Origin of the sequence: Niallia sp. FSL W8-0635, from assembly GCF_038007965.1 — a bacterium.
Taxonomy (GTDB): Bacteria; Bacillota; Bacilli; order Bacillales; family Cytobacillaceae; genus Niallia.
In genome coordinates this window covers 1,318,362-1,337,567 of sequence record NZ_JBBOYD010000001.1, presented here as the reverse complement: position 1 = coordinate 1,337,567, position 19,206 = coordinate 1,318,362, and the positions used below count along the sequence as shown (strand labels likewise).

The window sequence follows — 19,206 nt, the reverse complement described above, 5'->3', positions numbered from 1 at the left end:
CAAATTGGTTCATTCCTTCTCCTCCTGTTCTAGATTTAAGCAACCCATTGTTTAGAAAATGCTCATTTCAGCATTCCTAAATAATAGTTACTACCAAATTAAGCATTCACTTATTGTCGAGTTCCACACTTTAAGTAAACGCTTTCTTTCTATGTGAGATTATAAATATAGTAGATTACGAGTGTCAACGCTCCTCTAGATTGTTCACGGTAACAGAATGACAAAATAGAGTAATTCAGGTCATCAGACTCATGATATATCCATATATATCCATCAAAAAAAATCCAAAAAGGTTTAGTGCTTTTTATAAACACTAAACCTTAAGTACTCACATTTTTTATCCATTTCATTCATCATTACTAATAAGTTATTTTTCTAAAGCTCTATCCATTTTAAAATAATTAAATAATAAATATGATAGCCACACACACTCTCGATGATATCGAATATTTTCAATTAGACCTTTGATTAACACATTATTTAATGTTCTTTCTTCCAACTGCTCTGTAAGTAACGATAAAGATTCTTTCACATAAACATCTTCCACTTCTTCTATTTTCCCATTTACTAGTTGTATTAGCTCTTCTTTTGTAGTTTCTTCTATTGTCAGAGACTGATGTAGCCTCTGATATAAATCCTCTGAAAAAAACGGGGATTTCGTGTGGGTAGCAAGAATATTGGTTTTCTCTACTAAAGATTTTGCAAGCAGATGTAAATCGAAATCAATCGATTCATTGTAACTTAACACAATATGCGTATAAGTATTAAGGAAACCTTTAATACTAAATACTAAATCAAACTTCAAATACTGTATGGATGGATCATATACTTTTTCAATCATACGCTCGATTGTTTTTTCAAATAAATGGTCGTAATAAGTAAATTTATTGATAAATTCTTCATTAAACGAAAGCGCTTGCTCTTTAATAAATAACATAGCAAAACTTGAATTTTCCTTAAAAGTAAAAAAGATTTCATAATAAAAATGGTAAAGTATATCCTCTTCATGATTGACTGTGTAGTCAAGTTTTGCGATGAATTCTTCCATAAAATAATCTACTAAGGCCATTACCAGTTCATCCTTTGACTTAAAGGATAAATAAAATGCACCTTTTGATATTCCACAATGCTCGGTTATTTGTTGAACGGAGGTAGCTGCAAATCCTTGTTTTGCAAATAACTCAATTGATTTTTCCATAATCAGCTGTTTTTTCGTCATGCTCATTCACTCCTATGAACTATCGTTTGACATATGACCACTTAGTCATTTATTATAGGTAAATGAGTTAGATTAGTCAATAAAGGGAAGGTGTATTATGAAAGGTTTAGTAAATTTTGTGTTAGGTAACAAGCTTGCGGTTTGGCTACTAACCATTATTATCACAGTATCAGGTATCTATTCTGGTACGAGAATGAATATGGAGACCATACCGAATATTTCGATTCCGTACTTAACCGTAATGGATGTTTATCCGGGAGCTACTCCTGAGAAGGTAATGGAAGAGGTTTCCATGCCGATAGAAAAAATAGTAGAAAATCTAGAAGATGTAAAAGCTGTTTATTCAAATTCTTATTCGAACATGGCAAATGTTCAATTGGAGTATGAATATGGGACAGATATGGATGAAGCAAAGCGTGCTTTGCAATCTGCTTTAGATAATATCACCTTACCTGACGATGCACAGGAACCTACAGTCACAGCAATCAGTATGAATATGATGCCGGTTGTAGCTTTAAGTGTCAGCAGTACAGAAGAAGATATTACTGAATTAACGTCAACGGTTGAAGAAATCATCCTTCCGAAAATTGAGAAGATTGACGGAGTAGCTTCTGCAACCATCACTGGACAACATATTGAAGAAGTAGATTTAACATACGATAAAGAAAAAATGGCACAATTGGATTTAACAGAAGATACAGTTAAAGAAATGATCCAAGCAAGTAACTTAGCTGTTTCCTTAGGACTTTATGAGTTTGAAGAAGGAGAACAGGCAGTTGCAATTGATGGGAAGTTCATGACAGAAAAAGAGCTAAAGGATATGCTTATTCCTGTAACTCCTTCAGAACAAAATCCATCCCCATTCGTCAAGCTTAGCGATATTGCTAAAATTGAAGTAGTTGGGAAAGTAGAATCTGTCTCTCGTACAAATGGTGAAGATGCAATTGCAATCCAAATTGTAAAAGGACAGCAAGCTAACACAGTTGATGTCGTTAACAGTGTTAAGGATTTAATTGAGGACGAACAAAAGAATATCGATGGCTTAGTAATTGATGTTTCTCTTGACCAAGGGGCTCCAATTGAAAAATCGGTATTTACGATGATTGAAAAAGCAGTATTTGGTTGTTTAATTGCTGTATTAATCATTTTGTTATTCTTACGCGATTTTAAATCAACGATTATCTCTATTATTTCTATCCCAGTTTCTATTTTCATGGCATTATTGCTACTAAACTGGATGGATATTACATTAAATATAATGACACTAGGTGCTATCACGGTTGCGATTGGTCGGGTAATTGATGACTCCATCGTTGTGGTAGAAAATATTTACAGACGTCTACACCTTAAAGAAGAGAAATTAACAGGTCGTGCGTTAATTAGAGAAGCAACGATTGAAATGTTTAAACCAATCCTTTCTTCCACATTAGTAACGGTAGCTGTATTTGCACCATTAATGTTTGTTGGTGGAATGGTTGGAGAATTATTCCGTCCTTTCGCTTTAACAATGGCATTCTCACTTGGCGCATCCTTACTTGTTGCGATAACAATTGTACCTGCACTTTCTCACTTCCTATTTAAGAAGAAATTATATGGAGAGAAAGTAGAAAGTAATCATAAAGAAGCCGGCAAATTGGCGAATTGGTATAGAGGCATTCTTGAGAAATCTCTAAATCATAAAATCATTACTTCTATTATTGCTATTGTTTTATTAGCTGGAAGTGTTGCGCTTACCCCACTAATCGGCTTTAGCTTCTTAGGAAGTGAAGAAGAAAAAACAATGTATATCACCTATACACCAGAAACTGGTGAATTAAAGGATGAAACATTAAAGAACGTTACAGAAGTAGAAGAAAAAATGCTTGATCGCAAAGATATTGATATTGTTCAATTATCTATCAATGATACAGCTGATGCACAAAGTGCCATGATGGGCATGGGAGCTGGCGGTGCACTTATGTACCTAATCTTTGATGAAGATATGAAAAACTTCCCAGAAGTTCGTGATGAAATTGAAGAATACATTACAAATATTGGTCAGTCTGGTGAATGGAAAACGCAAGACTTCTCATCAATGGGAATGTCAACAAATGAAGTAAGCTATACATTCTATAGTGAAGATTTAGATAAGCTTAATGAAGCTGTTAAAAAAGCAGAAGATATTTTAAAAGAGAACGACAAATTAGAAGATGTTTCAACCACTGCTGAAGATGCATATGTAGAATATACATTTAAAGTAGATCAAGATGAATTATTGCAGTATGGCTTAACAGCAGGTCAGCTTCTAATGATGCTAAGCCCAGATAATACAAAAGATGTTGTCACAACCATCGAAAAAGATGGTGAAGCTTTAGATGTCATCGTTCAGCAAGAAAAATCAGCACAGCCTAAGTCAATTGACGATATGCTAGACACAGAAATTCCAACTGCATTAGGAAATACAATGCCACTTTCAGAGCTTGTTGAAGTGGAAGAAGGAACTACTTTAAATACGCTTTCCCGCAGTAAAGGCGAGTATTATGCAACGGTATCTGGAAAAATTCTTGGTAGTGATGTTTCCAAAGTAACAAGTGAAGTGGATAAAGAAATTGATAAACTTGACTTACCAAAAGGTGTTACTATAGACGTTGCTGGTGTTGCAGCAGATATGAATGAAACATTTACGCAATTGGGTGTAGCAATGATTGCTGCTGTTGCGATTGTATACTTTATTCTTGTCGTAACATTCCGTGAAGGGGTTGCCCCATTCTCAATCCTATTTAGTTTACCGTTTGCTGTTATTGGTTCCTTTGTAGGCTTATATATTGCAGGTCTAACTATTTCCGTATCGGTTATGATGGGATTATTGATGTTAATCGGTATAGTTGTAACGAATGCGATTGTATTAGTAGACCGCATCATTCATATGGAACGTGATGGAATGAATATGCGTGAAGCGATTCTTGAAGCAGGATCTACCCGTCTTCGCCCTATTCTAATGACAGCAATTGCAACAATTGGTGCATTAATTCCATTAGCAATTGGATCAGGTGGTAGTGGATTAATCTCTAAAGACCTTGGTATTACGGTTATTGGTGGTTTAATCAGTTCTACTTTATTAACACTTGTTATTGTTCCAATTGTTTACGAAGTTCTTTCTAAACTATTTAAGAAAAATCGTAAGGATATCGATGAAAGCTAATCCATCCATTTACCTTAAGCCAGTGAAGCATGCTTCACTGGCTTATTCTTATTCTTGTGTTTGGGGTGATGATCACCACTTCTTCCTGATTTTCTCCTTCTTCTGGCGTTCATCCCACTCATAAACACCACCACCAACGCCTCCCCTTTCAAGTTTGCTATCATTCCCTCTTCAAACAAAACACACAAGTTCTTTCATAAAAAAACATAATCAGGAAAAACTAAATTCTATATTAAACTGGAAAGGATTTTGTCATGAAAGTACACTGTTCCAATGAATATGATCCATTGAAAGCTGTAGTTTTAGCACCACCAGAATATATGGCTATTAAAGTTCCTATAAACGATATACAAAAGAAACATGCAAAGAAAAATATTGATAGGCAACTTGCTGAAAAGCAACATCAAACATTTGTTGAAAAGCTGCAAGAACACGGAGTACAAACGATTCTTCTTCCTCCTGAGGAAAAATACCATGAACAAGTATTTACAAGGGATATTGGGTTCACATTAGGTAACCAAATTTTCGTAGCAGAAATGGCTCGAGATGTAAGACGTGGTGAAGAAAGGATTTTAATAGACTATTTAAAAGAACAGGAAATTACTTATACAGATATTAAAGGAAATATTATCGAAGGTGGAGATGTCATCATTGACGGAAAAACCATTTATGTTGGCATTAGCCAGCGTACAAATAAATTTGCTATCCGTCATTTACAGACATTACTACCATCCTATGATGTCATTTCTGTTCCCTTTACCGATACGTATCTTCATCTAGATTGTGTGTTTAATGTTCTGTCTCCTACGGAAGGGCTAATATTTCCGGGAGAATTCCATAAAGAAAAGGAACGAATGTTACGAGATCGTTATGATTTAATTCATGTGAGCGCAAAAGAGCAAGCCACATTAGGTACCAATGTATTATCCATTGGCCACAAAAAAGTATTTAGCTTGCCTATGAATGAAGGTGTCAATAAAGAACTACAAAAAAGAGGCTATGAGGTCATTGAGGTTGATTTTTCAGAAATAATTAAGTCTGGTGGTTCCTTTCGTTGTTGCTCCATGCCATTACTTAGAGAACAATAATATGACCATAGAAATTTAATATTCAAATAGCGGGGGACTTGCCCCCACTATACTATTTATTTATTCAGTCCATCTATCATTTCCCTTAAATTATTCAAACTAATTTCAATACTTTCAAATGGTGTTCTTCTAGTAGCATCCTGTTCAATGATCCACCATTGTATATCCGCTTCCTCCCCTTTTTTTAGAATAGCTTGAAAATCAATAGACCCCGTACCTACTTCAGCAAAGAAACGCTCTTCATCTGTTGTCATATCTTTTAAATGGACAAGCTTTGTTCTGTCTCTATATGTAGCCATCCATTTCGCTGGATCATACTCTCGCTTAGAAAGCCAGTATACATCTAACTCTGCAAAAACAAGGCTTGCATCTGTTTCTTCCATTATTGTAGCTAATGCCGTTCTGCCGTCCTGTAAGTTCTCTAATTCAAAATCATGATTGTGATAACAGAGGGAAATTCCTGCTTTTTGACACGCTGCTCCAGCCTTATTTAAGAAAGTAATCAGTGACTGATAATCGGCTTCTGTTCTTTTCTCTGGTAAAAGATAGGGGCATACTAAAAACTTACTCTCTAATACTAACTGTTCCTGTATTACGTTGGCTAAATTACTCTCCAAATCAGCTAAGGGAACATGACAACCAGCAACTTGAAGACCTAGTTCATCCAATAATTCCTTTAATTCTCCTACAGGAATCCCTCCATATCCAGCAAGCTCCACTCCTTGAAAACCTAAGCTTGCAACCTTTCGGAGAGTCCCACGAAAATCTTCTTCACATTCATTTCTTAACGTATACATTTGAATAGCAATTGGTATATTCTTCATTTATCCTTCCCCCTTTTAAGACAGATTATGGACATAGCTCAAAATATAAAAACAACCTATTTCACTATAAGCTTATATAAAAATACACTTATTATTATACAAGAAAACGTTATCATTTTACAGAAAAGAGAGAAAAATGCTACCATATACAATAACAAAAAATAACTAGGATGTGTACCTTAATGGAAAAGCATATCAAAGAAGTAATCGAACAAACGGAAAAGGAATTTAACATAAAAGTGCTTTATGCATGTGAATCCGGAAGTCGTGCATGGGGTTTTCCATCCAAGGATAGTGATTATGATGTTCGTTTTATCTATATTCATCAACCGAACTGGTACTTATCGATTGATCGCAAACGAGATGTAATCGAGATTCCTAGCCATGATTCATTATCAATCCCTGTTGATCCATTATTAGATATGAGCGGCTGGGAACTGACTAAAGCTCTTAAGCTTTTTCGAAAATCCAACCCACCTTTATTAGAATGGCTACGGTCCAGCATGGTATATTACCAGCGTTTTTCAACCATTGCCAAAATGAAAGAACTAGAAAAAGAAATATTCTCGCCTTCTTCCACTATCTATCATTATTTAAATATGGCGAAAGGAAATTTCCGAGAATATTTACAAGGAGATACTGTTAAAATCAAAAAATATTTTTATGTATTACGACCAATTTTAGCAGCCAAGTGGACTCAAATATACCAAACGATTCCACCAATGGAATTCGAAACTTTGGTACATAAACTTATCCCAGATGGCGACCTTCGTATGAGTATTGATACTTTATTAAAAAGGAAAAAATCTGGAGAAGAATTAACACTCGAACCACGAATCAACCTTATTAACATGTATTTAGAAAGAGAGATATACCAATTAGAAACTTTCGCAAAAAGTTTAGAAAAACATTCGCTAGATCCAACCGGACAACTAGATGAACTATTTCGTTTTACTTTAAAAGAAGTCTGGAACAATTAAAAAAAGGGCCCTGAAAAATTGTTCATATAAGAACATTATTTTTCATAACCTTTTTTTAGTTCTATTCTATTTAAAAAGTAGTAGCTACATCCTTTGCACGTGCAACCGCGTTTTCTTTTATTTCGTCTGCCTTTTCTGGCGCTAAATCATGCCCTTCCACAAATAAACCTTGGAAATCAGTAATGCCGAAAAATCCCATTAACGTCTTTAAATAACGATGTCCCATTTCTTTGTCGGCTGATGGTCCATGAGAATATATCCCGCCACTCGCTTGAATATGAAGAGCTTTTTTATCACCAAGAAGCCCCTTTGGTCCCTCCCCTGTATATTCAAATGCTTTTCCAGCTACAGCTACAGAATCCAAATAAGCTTTCATAACTGGTGGAAATAATAAATTCCATAATGGCGTAACAAAAATATATTTATCAGCTTGAACAAATTGTTCACTTAATTCCGCCAAACGACTAACCTTTGTTTTTTCTTCATCTGATAGCTGATCAAATCCATTTCCAGATTGCAGCTTTCCCCATCCTTGGAATACGTCTGCATCAATAGAAGGAATATATTCTTTATAAAGGTCAATGTGTATCACCTCATCCTCTGGATTGGATGCTTTATATTGTTCAATAAACGCTTTACCTACTGCCATTCCATATGATTTAGATGCATCAAATGGATTTGCTGTAATATATAATACTTTTTGCACTGTGTTCAGCTCCTTAAGAAAGACTTTATTATCTTCCCCTTTACTATAGTGCTGATAGTACCTATATTCAATGGAAGTAGGCATATGTTACTGATATTGTCACAATTCAATACTGTTAACTAATTAAAATCCTAACAAGCTTCTATTCTTTAAAATAAGGATTCAAATGAATAAGCACTTCGTTAATATTGTCATGCTTTGCCATAAGCTTCTTCTTTATTTTTCTCGATAAATCATGTCCTTCCTTAATCGATTTATCATAATCGATGGAAATACGCAAATCGACTAAAATATAATGTCCATGTTCTCTAGCACGTAAACGGTCAATCCTTTTTACTTCAGAGAAAGAAGCGATAATTTCGCGATATTCCCTTAAAATTTCTAAATCTATATTTCGTTCGAGTAATATATCGAAAGCTTCACTTACCATTTCCTTCGCAATTTTAAAAATTAAATACGCGACGATGATTGTTGCAACTTTATCTCCATAAAGTAGGATATTAATCATTAACTTTTCCCCAATGATAGACAATAAAACGCCTATTGCAGCTGCAATAGAGGCCACAATATCCGCCTTATGATCATAAGCAATTGCTTCAATCGCTTTACTATTTTGTTCTTCAGCAATCTTCTTACTATATCGATATAAAAGCACTTTTGAAATATAAGAAATCACGGCGACCCACATTGCGATTAAGCTTGGTGTAGTAATCGGATGAAAGAAACCTATGATTACTTCATAAACCAAATAGATAGAAACACAAAGAAGGATCATCCCGACTAGTCCTGATACAATTATTTCTGCCTTACCATGTCCATATGGATGTTCTTGATCAGCAGGTTTATTGGCAATTCTAATAACAACCAAAACAATAACAGAGGCAAAGACATCTGCAGCAGAGTGAATTCCATCTGCGAAAACAGCGTCACTATTCCCCATCCAACCAACTATTAGTTTCCCTATAGTTAATACAATATTACTAATTACACTAATCCACGCTACTCTTTTGGCTAGTACTTCTCTCGATCCCAATTTTCATCAACCTCTTTTTATTTTTCCAATAATTTCAATATGTACAAAAAGTCAACCTAACTATATTAGCAGAAAAGAAATCAGTGGGTCTAGAGAAAAAAAGTTTCCTCTTTGCAAATTAATAATTTACCATTCCTTGCGAATTTATTCGATTCTGCATGCAAATAATAGAGATGATGGAATAGCAATGAACATTATTCTTACAAACTTGAATCCTTCAAGCAGTAATTTCCCATCTCTCAAAACGGCCAACTGTCTAACAATCCATTGTTTTAAACAAAGGATTGTTAAGTAATGAAAAAAATTTCCCTATTAGGATGGTTACGATGACAACAATTTTTGAAGCATTAAAAGATTATTTACAATTGAATCTAGATACGGAGCCAAAAAACCCTCTCCATGTAGGCGAAGTAATGAGCTGCTGGATCTATCTTACTATTGTGGATGAGGCCAATATTTATATTCAGGTAGCATTAAATACAACAACTGATGATGATGTTATCAAATCTCTAAAAGACAGCTATAAACAATGTGATGCACAAGGGCAAAGATTTCGAGAATTTCTTAAAGCAGAAGGTATTCCATTGCCACCAACTACTGAACAACGACCACTTTCTAATTCACAGGCTGTCCCACTTGGTGTGAAGATGACGGATAACGAAATCATGAATGGATTAAGCATTAAAACCGCTGCATCCATTACTCACTGTGCAGCATCTGTATCCCAATGTGTACGAAATGACGTAGCTACTATGTTTACACAATGTATGTTAGAAAAAATGAAATTCGGTGCAAGTGTAAAGGATTTAATGAGAAAAAGGGGCTGGATTAAAGTTCCACCTTATTACTATCCACCTGGTGCACCTATTGAAAACTCATAAGAAGATTATTGCGATTGGCAAAATCACAGGCCCCGGCTCCTTTCTTTTTAGCAGGGGCACAATATCTTTTAGGCGTTAGCTTATGGACATTCTTTATTATATTTTTTGGAATGAAAACTATTTTTATTGGATATCTTTTTCCAATAGTAAAGCATCCATAATTTTATTTTTTCCCACTTATATACTTTTGCTTTAGTATGATGTAATTCCTCCCATGCAGAATCTAATTGGTTTGCCTCTAGTAATCTTTTGCTATAATCTAATTTTAATTTGGATAAATAGACATCTATATAAGGAAGATTTTCTTTATGAAGGAGTCTCTCTAAGTAGTCGATAATTGGATATCGATTTAAAATACTTAAATCCATACACACACTATTTTCTAAACCACGATAATAAATCGCAAAGCTTTCATTTTTATAAGCAATTGGATAATCTAATCCAATCCTCAACCACATATCTTGATCTTCCCCAAGTGGTTCTCCTTCTTTGAATAAGCCTATTTCTTTAAAAACTTCTTTTCGAACAGCAACTGCAGAGGAGATAATAGGCAAATCCTTTAGTGTTTTTTCCACATAGTTTGTAAACATGCCTTCCCACTTCTCTGGTGTTTCATAAATAGTAGGAATAATCTTTTTTTTGCTTGGCAACTTAATCTCATAACTTGTCGCATATGCACCACAGGAAGGATACTTATTTTTTAAATCAATGATAGTTTCTAGGAATCGCGGCTTCCATTCATCGTCTGCATCAATAAAAGTAATTAAATCTGCCGTTGCAGCAAGTATTCCTTCATTTCTCGCTGCTGAAGCACCCTTATGTTCCATTCTTCGAACTGTAATTCGATCATCTATCCACGCTTCAGCTTTTTCTACACTGCCATCTGTTGAACCATCGTCTACAATGATAATCTCAAAATCCTGAAATGTTTGGGATAAAATAGACATTATCGTTCTTTCAATATACTGTTCTTTATTATAAAGGGGGATTACTACTGAGACAGCGACCATCTTGCACCCTCCCAATTTTTCAGTGCTAATGATTGTGCTTTTTTTATTGGTAGCTCGGGATACTGATATTGACCAGCTGCCATTTCCTTAAGAGCGTGCCATATACTTTCTTCTGTAAAGGAATTGGAGGATATAATAAAATCATTGTCTGCCTGAATTTGTTTTGCCCAGCCATCGCATTTGGGATGGTAAGAGAAAATGGTAGTTGGTGTGTTGGTGATATAGCCAAAAACAGCACTATGCAATCGCATTCCGATCAACCCTTTTAAAGAGGCAATAGTACGAAGAACATTTAATGGGTTATTATCATAAGAAAGATGTCTAATTGGTATATTCGTGTGTAGCTGTTCGATAACCTCTCGATGAATGTCCTGATCTCCAAAAATAGGATGTCCATTAAAATCGATAAAAACTAATTCCTCGAATTCCTCTTCTTTTAACCCATTTAAAACATTTACTATTTTTTCAACTCTTGTTTTTTCTATACTTGTATCTCCTCCAATATATCTTTCATAATGGCATAAGGAAATTCCTAGCCCCTTTCTTTTGTGATTTCCTGAAAAATCTTCCCCAGATACTAGCGGTAATAGGACTGCTAAATCAAACGTTAATTCTGCATTAATAGTAGAAGTTAGAGAACGAATTAACTCATAGCTTTCTTCATCTCTGCAACCAATGTATTTAAATTTCTCAACAAGCTTTCTACATGTATCTTTTGCAGCTGAATCCCTAAACGGGCCAAAAGACGCCCCAAGCGCTACTGCTCCTTTTCCTCTATTTAAATCGATTAAATCCCCATCTCTTGTCATTTTATCTGTTGAATGAAAAACAGATCCCCCGCCAAATAAAATGATATCACTCTGGTAACACTGCCTGTACAATCGCAAAAGGTTTTCGCTGCGCTCTTGTTCTTCTGAAACAAAAAGCGCTTCAATATCAGCATCTAATGGAAGAACAGGTTTTTGTGTACATGTCCCATAGATTTTCTCTCCAAAAAGAAATTTCCGGCTACCCCAAGAGGATACTAGGAGTAATGCATCATCTCCGCTATTTAGTTCCCCGTAATAACCAGAAAGAAGAATCTTATTCATCTAAGTACGCCTCCTACCTCTCATGTCTCTTAATAGTATATGGACAATCCATTAAAAGGTGACCGCAAGCTAATAATTAGACAAATTGCTATGGTCCGATTTAAGGGGACAAGAATAGAATATATAGTAAACATTAGGGAAAGGACATGATGCTGATGACATTAAAGAAGAAAAGAAAGATACTTTTTATTACAAAAAACTGGGAAAATGGGATAGAAAGAAATACGTATTATTTATCAGAGGAATTAAAGAAATACGTTGATATAAGACTCTGGGAGGAAGACGGTAATATAAGTGAAATACTACAAATAATGAACTTTCAGCCTGACTTTATCCTAGTAAATGATTTACGTCCTACTCGATCACCAAAAGTAACAGGACTAAAGGACTGCAATATTCCATTCGGAATAATTATGCATGATTTAAACTACCAAATGGACCAAAGAAGAGCCTTTATCAAAGAAAATAACGTAAAATACATTTTCACCCATTATAGAGATACATTTTTGGAATGGTATCCGGAATTTAAAGAGAAAATGATATGGTTCCCTCATTATGTAAATATCGATGTATTTAAAGACTTTAATCAAAAGAAAACGATTGATTATTTAATGATGGGTGCTGTACATCCTACTGTATATCCATTACGTCAAAAAATTCTCGATGAAATGAAAAGTCTACCTAATTTCACCTATCATGCACATCCTGGCTATTTTCACGAACAGTACGACGAGAAATCGTTTAAGGTAGCTAGTAGTTTCGCAAAAGAGCTTAATAAAGCAAAAATGTTTTTTACCTGTGATTCTATTTATCATTATCCTGTAATGAAATATTACGAGACACTGGCTTGTAATACATTACTTTTAGCTTCATGCACGAAAGAAATTAAGGATTTAGGTTTCATCACTGGTGTCCATTTCATTGAAATAGATGAAGAGAACTTTAAGCGGAAAGCAAAATATCACCTAACACATTATGATACATTAGGGAGACGAATAGCTTTAAACGGTTATAAAATGGTAAGAAAAAAACATTCTGTACAAGTTCGTGCGAAACAGCTCCTCGATCATATCGAAGCGATTCTTTCTAAGGAAGGAGGAAACGAACTGTGAGAATTTTATATTTAGGTTATTTAGGAGTCAATAATATAGGAGACGAAGTTTGTTATGAAGCATTTGCTCAAGCATGCGAAAGATGGCTTGACGAAGATTACACTTTATTTTCTTATCCAATTAGCTCCTCTAAAACACTGAAAGAATTATATGCAGAAAAACCATTTGATCTTGTCATCTTAGGAGGTGGCTCTTTATTCCAAGGTAATTTCTTTATTGATTTAGCATTAGAAGCAATTGAAATGAAACTACCTCTTTATTGCTATGGAACAGGTATTGATTATATGACAGAAGAAACAATAGAAGCTTTTAAAAGAGGAGATTTCCAATTATCGTCTACTTCTTTTAATAACAAAGAGATAAATAGAGATAAAATAAAAAAAGTGATTGAATACTCCACATTTGCAGGTCTTAGAGGTCCACTTACACACAAATATATTAAAGCTTTAAATCCATCACAAACAAGTAATTATCAGATAATCGGTGATTCTGGAATGCTTTTCACCCCTAAAAAAGATGATTATATTCAAAGAAAATACTTGCATGACTCCAGCAAAAAAATTATTGCAGTTAATTGGGGAACCACTCAAAATATTCTATTTGGCTATGATGAATATAAACTTAAAAACCAAATGATTAAAGCTTGTACAAAATTATTACAAAAGGGATATCAAATTGTGATTTTCCCAATGTGGGATATGGATATCTCTCATTGCAAGGGTTTGTATGATAGCCTAAAAGAAAAAGGCGATGTCATTTTCATTCCAGAAGTATGCACAGCTTCACAAATTTATCACTTCTTATCTCTTTGCCATTTTTCTTTAAACCTAAAGCTTCATGCAAACGTGCTTTCAGCATCTAGCGGTACTCCATTTATTCAATTAGCCTATCGTTCTAAAGGAGTGGACTTCGCAGCCCCCATCCACCAATTACCTTATACACTATTAACAAATACAAATACTCTGTCTGAAACAATTGAAAAGAAAGAATTTTATTTAACAAGCAAAAAGAATCGGAAAAAAATACGTTTAGCAAAAGAAAGAATCGTAGCTAGACATAAAAACTTTATCGCTTCATTAAAAAAATAAGAAAACAGGATATTCCCATGCCGGAATATCCTTTTCAGTTTGTTGACAAAAAGATTTTTAATAATTTTAAAAAGACATAAAATAGAAGCTACCTAACCTTTCATTCATGTTTAGCTGATCGAATGAAAAGGATAGAGTAGCTTCTATTTGTCTGCTTATCTTATTTTTCATAATTACTTATCTGTTTTAAACAAAGCTCATATACATCTACTTCCTTATACAATTTATACCACTCTATTGTATAATATACGGTTTGGTCAATGTCCCATTTTGGATGCCAATCTAAATTATGCTTTGCTTTATTTATATCCAAGCTAAGAAGCTTTGCCTCATGCTCAGTAGAGTGTGACGTATCCACCTCCCATGTGCCAGCCTTCCACTGCATTACTATTTTTTCGACTAATTGTTGCACTGTTGTCACACTATCCGATTCCGGTCCAAAATTCCATCCTTGTGCATATTGTGTTTTTCCTTCATATAAATAAGCGCCTATTTTTAAATAACCAGAAAGCGGCTCTAAGACATGCTGCCATGGACGCACAGATTGAGGAGAACGCACTTTAATAGATTGACCAGATAATAAAGAGCGAACACAATCAGGAATAATTCGATTTTCAGACCAATCACCGCCTCCGATCACATTCCCTGCTCGTACAGAAGCAATGAGCTTCCCATGCTTATTATAGGAATCAATGGGAAAGAAAGAATGCTGATAAGAGGAAATCAATAATTCGCAGCATCCTTTACTTGAACTGTATGGATCATACCCTCCCATTGGATCTGTTTCCCGATACCCCCATACCCATTCTTTATTATCATAGCATTTATCACTTGTTACCATTATTCCAGCTTTAACAGATGGCGTTTTTCTTATCGCTTCTAACACATTCATTGTTCCCATTACATTCACTTCATACGTATATACTGGATCTCGATAAGACTGTTTAACTAATGGCTGTGCTGCTAAATGAAAGACAATCTCTGGTTGATATTGCTCAAAAACAACTTGAAGTTTACCCGCATCACGAATATCTCCTCTTATGTCCTTCATTTTGTTACTCAGCTCAGCCAATTCAAAAAGACACTCGTCACTAATTGGATCTAAAGAATAACCAATTACATCTGCTCCTAGCTTTGCTAACCAAATAGCTAGCCAAGAGCCTTTAAAACCTGTATGACCAGTTATAAGAACCTTTTTATTTTTGTATATTTTTTGCCAATCAGTTGTCATCGTTACACCTCCACTCCCTTATTGAAAATGATAATAACCTTTATACCAGGCTATTGTTTTCTTAATCCCCTCTTCTATGGAAACAGCAGGAGTCCACCCAAGAGTTGTTTGAATCTTAGTTATATCAGGTATTGGTGCGTCCCTTTCATTTTCCCTTTTCGGAATGGCACCATAAAGAGGAACTTGCTTCGTATCTAAATGCTGAAAAATTAAATCAACAAAATATCTTAAAGGACGTGCTTCACCAGAAGCAATATTTAAAATCATATTACCGCTGTTTTCATTTGTAGTTGCAAGGATTAAGCCATCTACAATATTTCCAACATAGCTATAATCTCGATATTGGTCACATGTCGTTAAATGTACATCTTCACCGCGAAGTACTTTTTCAATAATATGAGAGAATAATTTATGGTTATCCTCCGCTTCTCCAAAAATATTAAATGCCCGTAAGGTGACAATCGGAATCTTATATTCTTGTGCTAATTGATGGGAAATAATTGTAGCGGCTGCTTTTGTACTTCCATAAATATCAACTGGTTCTAATAGCATTTCTTCATGAATCTGTTCTTTTTTATCCCCATATTCTGAACTACTACCGAGGCAAATAATTTTTTGACAATTTGTATCTTTTGCCGCAAATAGAATATTCATTGTTCCTAATATATTTGTCTCAAAAGCAAGTAAATCATTTCTATTATTTGGATTCGTTCCATAAGCTGCTAGATGAAAAATATAGTCTGGTTGGAAGTCATGGATAATACGGCAAATTTCGGGGCGATTTTGAATATTTGCCTCATATATTTTTAATTGAGGCAAATATTCTTGTACTCTCCAGGGATTAGAATCTTTTCTAACAATTACAGCAATAGTCGTATTTTCCTTCACTAGCTTTTTAATAAGATGTGATCCAATAAAACCATAAGCACCTGTTACTAACACCTTTTTATTTTTTAATTTCATGGCATTCACTTTCTTATAAAGAAGCTATAGAATAAGGATTTTTCGCTGTATAATCAGCCGGTACATTTGCAAAGAATTCTGGGTTATTAGAGAGGCTATTTGAGAACTCTTTTAACTTCACTAAATAAGGATTATAGATATTTGATAATACAGCGGATGAAATTGTAACTTCTTCTAGCTTCCATAGATCAAATTCATTCTCATTAAGCATTAATAGGCTACCAAAATGGAAGAACATCAATGGATAATTGTCAATATATACGTTATTCTCCCTCATGGTTACTTCTTGTTCTGTATTATTTAAGATAAGATTCCATGGCGCAGCGTTAATTCCTGGGTTTTCGTTCACTTTTATATTTACAAATAACTCTGGGATACGATCTAAATACAATTGATCTCCCCATGATTTCCGTTCATCATTATATATTTCAGAGCATTCTTCTAAGCATCTCTTTTTCCACCAGTTTAGAATCTTTCTGCTGTTTTTTTCGTTTTTGAATCCGATAAATCCAGCCTGATACTGACCATGGAAATGTTCTAATAAGTCTGTTCCTCGTTGACGACATAGATAGACAGAATATCTAGCGAAGTCATCTAACACAGAGATTGGGTTAGAGAAGAAGTATAAATCACTATCACAATAAAAAAGATGATCTATATCGGAGTGAGTTGCTAATAAGTGCTCCAATAATGTCGCTTTTATTGTCCAACAATATTCTTGCAGTGTTCGTTGTTGTTTTAACTCTCTTAATTGCTGTGTCTCAATTGTTTCTACCGGAACTAATGTTACATTTTTTAAATTTAAATTAGATAGGACATCGTTGGTTTCTTGATCCATTGTACAAATCCATAAGTGAAAATTGTCCATCTGCTTACTTAATGAATCATACATCGCAAGTCCTTTAACCAAATATTCTTTACTAAAGATAGAGGTTAATAGTAAATAATTATTATACTTAATCATTTTTCTTTTCAATTTAGTGGAATGATACTTTGTCTTCGCCTGGATAAAGTCATTTGTCGAAAGCGTTGCTCGAATAATTCCAGGATAACTATCACGATACAACGTAATTAATGCTTCTAAATGATCAAGATATGGGACATAAATATAATTCATAATTTCCTTTTGAATATTTAATTGATGCATACTCCATAAATCATATTTATCACTATCATAAATAGTTATACAAGAAAAATGGTAAGCAACTAGCGGATCATTATTTATGAAAACTTTATCTCCTTGAAGAGAGATTTTAAAATCATTATTGTAAACAATATTCCAAGGTGCCGCATTAACCCCTAAATTAGTTGATATTCGAACATTATCATACATAATTGGAAGCTGATCTAGATACTTTTGGTCACCAAATCGGCCATTGCTTTCCACTACACTACACCATTCAAGACATCTATCCTTCCACCATTTAACAGCTGCCAATCCTGTCTCATCGTTTCTAAATCCAACAATACCAGCCTGATACTTCCCGTACTTCTGTTCTACCCATTCTAAATCTCTTTGTGGGGTCAAGTAGATGGAAGCAGTTCCCCATTCAGTAAAAATACTTTCAGGATTAGAGAAGAAATACATATCTCCATCACAATATAAAACTTGCTCAATATCATTATTTTTAAGAATATATTCAATTAAGAATGATTTTATTGTCCAACAATATTCATTTATCATTCTTTCTTGTTTAACAGCTCTTAATTGATCATTCTCTATTTCTTCCACTCTAATAAGATGCATATTTTTTAGATTTTTTTCATTTAAAAACTTGTACGTAATAGCATCCGTACAACAAACCCATAAATTGAAATCCTCACTATTTTTAACCAATGATTGATAAACCGCCATAATTTTAATACAATATTCTTTCCCTGCTATTACACAAAAATTTTGATTGGTGGATGAAATTGGCTCTGTTGGAGATATTTTTGTTACTTCATTTAGTTTAGCTGCTGCTTGCTTCGCTTTTTCCTGCGCTAATGCTGCTTGCTTTGCTTTTTCCTGCGCTAACGCTGCTTGCTTCGCTTTTTCCTGTACTAATGCTTCTTGCTTTGCTTTTTCCTGCGCTAATGCTGCTTGCTTCGCTTTTTCCTGCGCTAATGCTGCTTGCTTTGCTTTTTCCTGCGCTAATGCTGCTTGCTTCGCTTTTTCCTGCGCTAATGCTGCTTGCTTCGCTTTTTCCTGCGCTAATGCTGCTTGCTTCGCTTTTTCCTGCGCTAATGCTGCTTGCTTTGCTTTTTCCTGTGCTAATGCTTCCTGTCTTGCTTTTTCTTGTGCTAATGCTTCCTGTCTTGCTTTTTCTTGTGCTAATGCTTCTTGCTTTGCTTTTTCCTGCGCTAATGCTTCCTGTCTTGCTTTTTTCTGCGCAGCTGCTTCCTGTCTTGCTTTTTCTTGGGCAGCTGCTTCCTGTCTTGCTTTTTCTTGGGCTAATGCTTCCTGTCTTGCTTTTTCTTGGGCTAATGCTTCTTGTTTTGCTTTTTCTTGGGCTAATGCTTCATCATTGTTGGAAATACTGGTAATTGCGCTTGTTGGATTTTCATTAATCAATTGATTTTGTATAACAGCATTCGCTTGTGGTGGTATCTCTTCTTGTGGAGATGGTAAAGCTAGCATCTTATTATTTTTGTTTTTAACTCCATTTAAAACTTCAACAAAATTATCTACATGGAATTTTACCGAAACCTCTTTTGAAAATAGTTGAATATTTAAAGTTGCTGACTTACCTTTCTTTTCATTATTAGACAATGCTTCCAGAAAATCATTTATGATGTTTTTTCTTAGCCACTTCATGG

The 19,206-nt window shown here is 34.6% G+C and carries 15 protein-coding genes; 6 read left to right on the top strand and 9 right to left on the bottom strand.

The window, feature by feature from the left end:
- Positions 1 to 367 precede the first annotated feature (367 nt).
- Positions 368 to 1,219, bottom strand: a complete 852-nt coding sequence (locus NYE52_RS06380) for a TetR/AcrR family transcriptional regulator (RefSeq protein WP_341192297.1) — start codon at positions 1,217 to 1,219, stop codon at positions 368 to 370.
- Positions 1,220 to 1,316: 97 nt separating this feature from the next.
- On the opposite strand from NYE52_RS06380, the gene NYE52_RS06375 reads away from it, so the two are divergent.
- Positions 1,317 to 4,400 carry an efflux RND transporter permease subunit gene (locus NYE52_RS06375; protein ID WP_341192296.1) on the top strand — a complete coding sequence of 1,028 codons (3,084 nt, stop codon included), beginning with the start codon at positions 1,317 to 1,319 and terminating at the stop codon, positions 4,398 to 4,400.
- 254 nt (positions 4,401 to 4,654) lie between these two features.
- Positions 4,655 to 5,488 carry a dimethylarginine dimethylaminohydrolase family protein gene (locus NYE52_RS06370; RefSeq protein ID WP_341192295.1) on the top strand — a complete coding sequence of 278 codons (834 nt, stop codon included), beginning with the start codon at positions 4,655 to 4,657 and terminating at the stop codon, positions 5,486 to 5,488.
- A gap of 56 nt (positions 5,489 to 5,544) precedes the next feature.
- On the opposite strand, the gene NYE52_RS06365 is transcribed toward NYE52_RS06370, so the two are convergent.
- Positions 5,545 to 6,312 (bottom strand): sugar phosphate isomerase/epimerase family protein, encoded by a 768-nt coding sequence (locus NYE52_RS06365; RefSeq protein WP_341192294.1) that lies wholly within the window; start codon positions 6,310 to 6,312, stop codon positions 5,545 to 5,547.
- A gap of 182 nt (positions 6,313 to 6,494) precedes the next feature.
- Here NYE52_RS06365 and NYE52_RS06360 point away from each other — a divergent pair, with 182 nt between their 5' ends.
- The gene (locus NYE52_RS06360; RefSeq protein WP_341192293.1) at positions 6,495 to 7,292 is read left to right on the top strand and encodes a nucleotidyltransferase domain-containing protein; all 798 of its coding nucleotides are present in this window, start codon (positions 6,495 to 6,497) and stop codon (positions 7,290 to 7,292) included.
- Between the two features lie 70 nt (positions 7,293 to 7,362).
- Here NYE52_RS06360 and NYE52_RS06355 read toward each other — a convergent pair whose 3' ends face one another.
- Together NYE52_RS06355 and NYE52_RS06350 are read right to left on the bottom strand one after the other, a co-directional pair.
- A complete protein-coding gene (locus NYE52_RS06355; RefSeq protein ID WP_341192292.1) occupies positions 7,363 to 7,998 on the bottom strand; it encodes an FMN-dependent NADH-azoreductase in 636 nt (211 codons plus the stop codon).
- Positions 7,999 to 8,140: 142 nt separating this feature from the next.
- Positions 8,141 to 9,031 carry a cation diffusion facilitator family transporter gene (locus NYE52_RS06350; protein ID WP_341192291.1) on the bottom strand — a complete coding sequence of 297 codons (891 nt, stop codon included), beginning with the start codon at positions 9,029 to 9,031 and terminating at the stop codon, positions 8,141 to 8,143.
- 326 nt (positions 9,032 to 9,357) lie between these two features.
- On the opposite strand from NYE52_RS06350, the gene NYE52_RS06345 reads away from it, so the two are divergent.
- Positions 9,358 to 9,912: a DUF3231 family protein gene (locus NYE52_RS06345; protein ID WP_341192290.1), complete on the top strand. Its 555-nt coding sequence runs from the start codon at positions 9,358 to 9,360 to the stop codon at positions 9,910 to 9,912.
- A gap of 80 nt (positions 9,913 to 9,992) precedes the next feature.
- Here NYE52_RS06345 and NYE52_RS06340 read toward each other — a convergent pair whose 3' ends face one another.
- Positions 9,993 to 10,922, bottom strand: coding sequence for a glycosyltransferase family 2 protein (locus tag NYE52_RS06340; protein WP_341192289.1), 930 nt, complete (start codon positions 10,920 to 10,922; stop codon positions 9,993 to 9,995).
- Complete coding sequence (locus tag NYE52_RS06335) at positions 10,904 to 12,013, bottom strand: polysaccharide pyruvyl transferase family protein (RefSeq protein ID WP_341192288.1); 1,110 nt, start codon at positions 12,011 to 12,013, stop codon at positions 10,904 to 10,906. Before NYE52_RS06335 ends, NYE52_RS06340 begins: the two co-directional genes overlap by 19 nt.
- Positions 12,014 to 12,159: 146 nt before the next feature.
- On the opposite strand from NYE52_RS06335, the gene NYE52_RS06330 reads away from it, so the two are divergent.
- Positions 12,160 to 13,125 carry a glycosyltransferase gene (locus NYE52_RS06330; protein WP_341192287.1) on the top strand — a complete coding sequence of 322 codons (966 nt, stop codon included), beginning with the start codon at positions 12,160 to 12,162 and terminating at the stop codon, positions 13,123 to 13,125.
- Positions 13,122 to 14,213, top strand: coding sequence for a polysaccharide pyruvyl transferase family protein (locus tag NYE52_RS06325; RefSeq protein ID WP_341192286.1), 1,092 nt, complete (start codon positions 13,122 to 13,124; stop codon positions 14,211 to 14,213). Before NYE52_RS06330 ends, NYE52_RS06325 begins: the two co-directional genes overlap by 4 nt.
- A 160-nt stretch (positions 14,214 to 14,373) precedes the next feature.
- Here NYE52_RS06325 and rfbG read toward each other — a convergent pair whose 3' ends face one another.
- Genes rfbG through NYE52_RS06310 form a run of 3 tightly spaced genes read right to left on the bottom strand, consistent with a single transcriptional unit; the run spans position 14,374 to position 19,204 of the window.
- Complete coding sequence (gene rfbG, locus NYE52_RS06320; protein ID WP_341192285.1) at positions 14,374 to 15,444, bottom strand: CDP-glucose 4,6-dehydratase; 1,071 nt, start codon at positions 15,442 to 15,444, stop codon at positions 14,374 to 14,376.
- 18 nt (positions 15,445 to 15,462) lie between these two features.
- On the bottom strand, positions 15,463 to 16,407 hold the full coding sequence (locus NYE52_RS06315; RefSeq protein WP_341192284.1) for an NAD-dependent epimerase/dehydratase family protein: 945 nt from the start codon (positions 16,405 to 16,407) through the stop codon (positions 15,463 to 15,465).
- Between the two features lie 13 nt (positions 16,408 to 16,420).
- The gene (locus NYE52_RS06310) at positions 16,421 to 19,204 is read right to left on the bottom strand and encodes a hypothetical protein (RefSeq protein WP_341192283.1); all 2,784 of its coding nucleotides are present in this window, start codon (positions 19,202 to 19,204) and stop codon (positions 16,421 to 16,423) included.
- Positions 19,205 to 19,206: the final 2 nt, after the last annotated feature.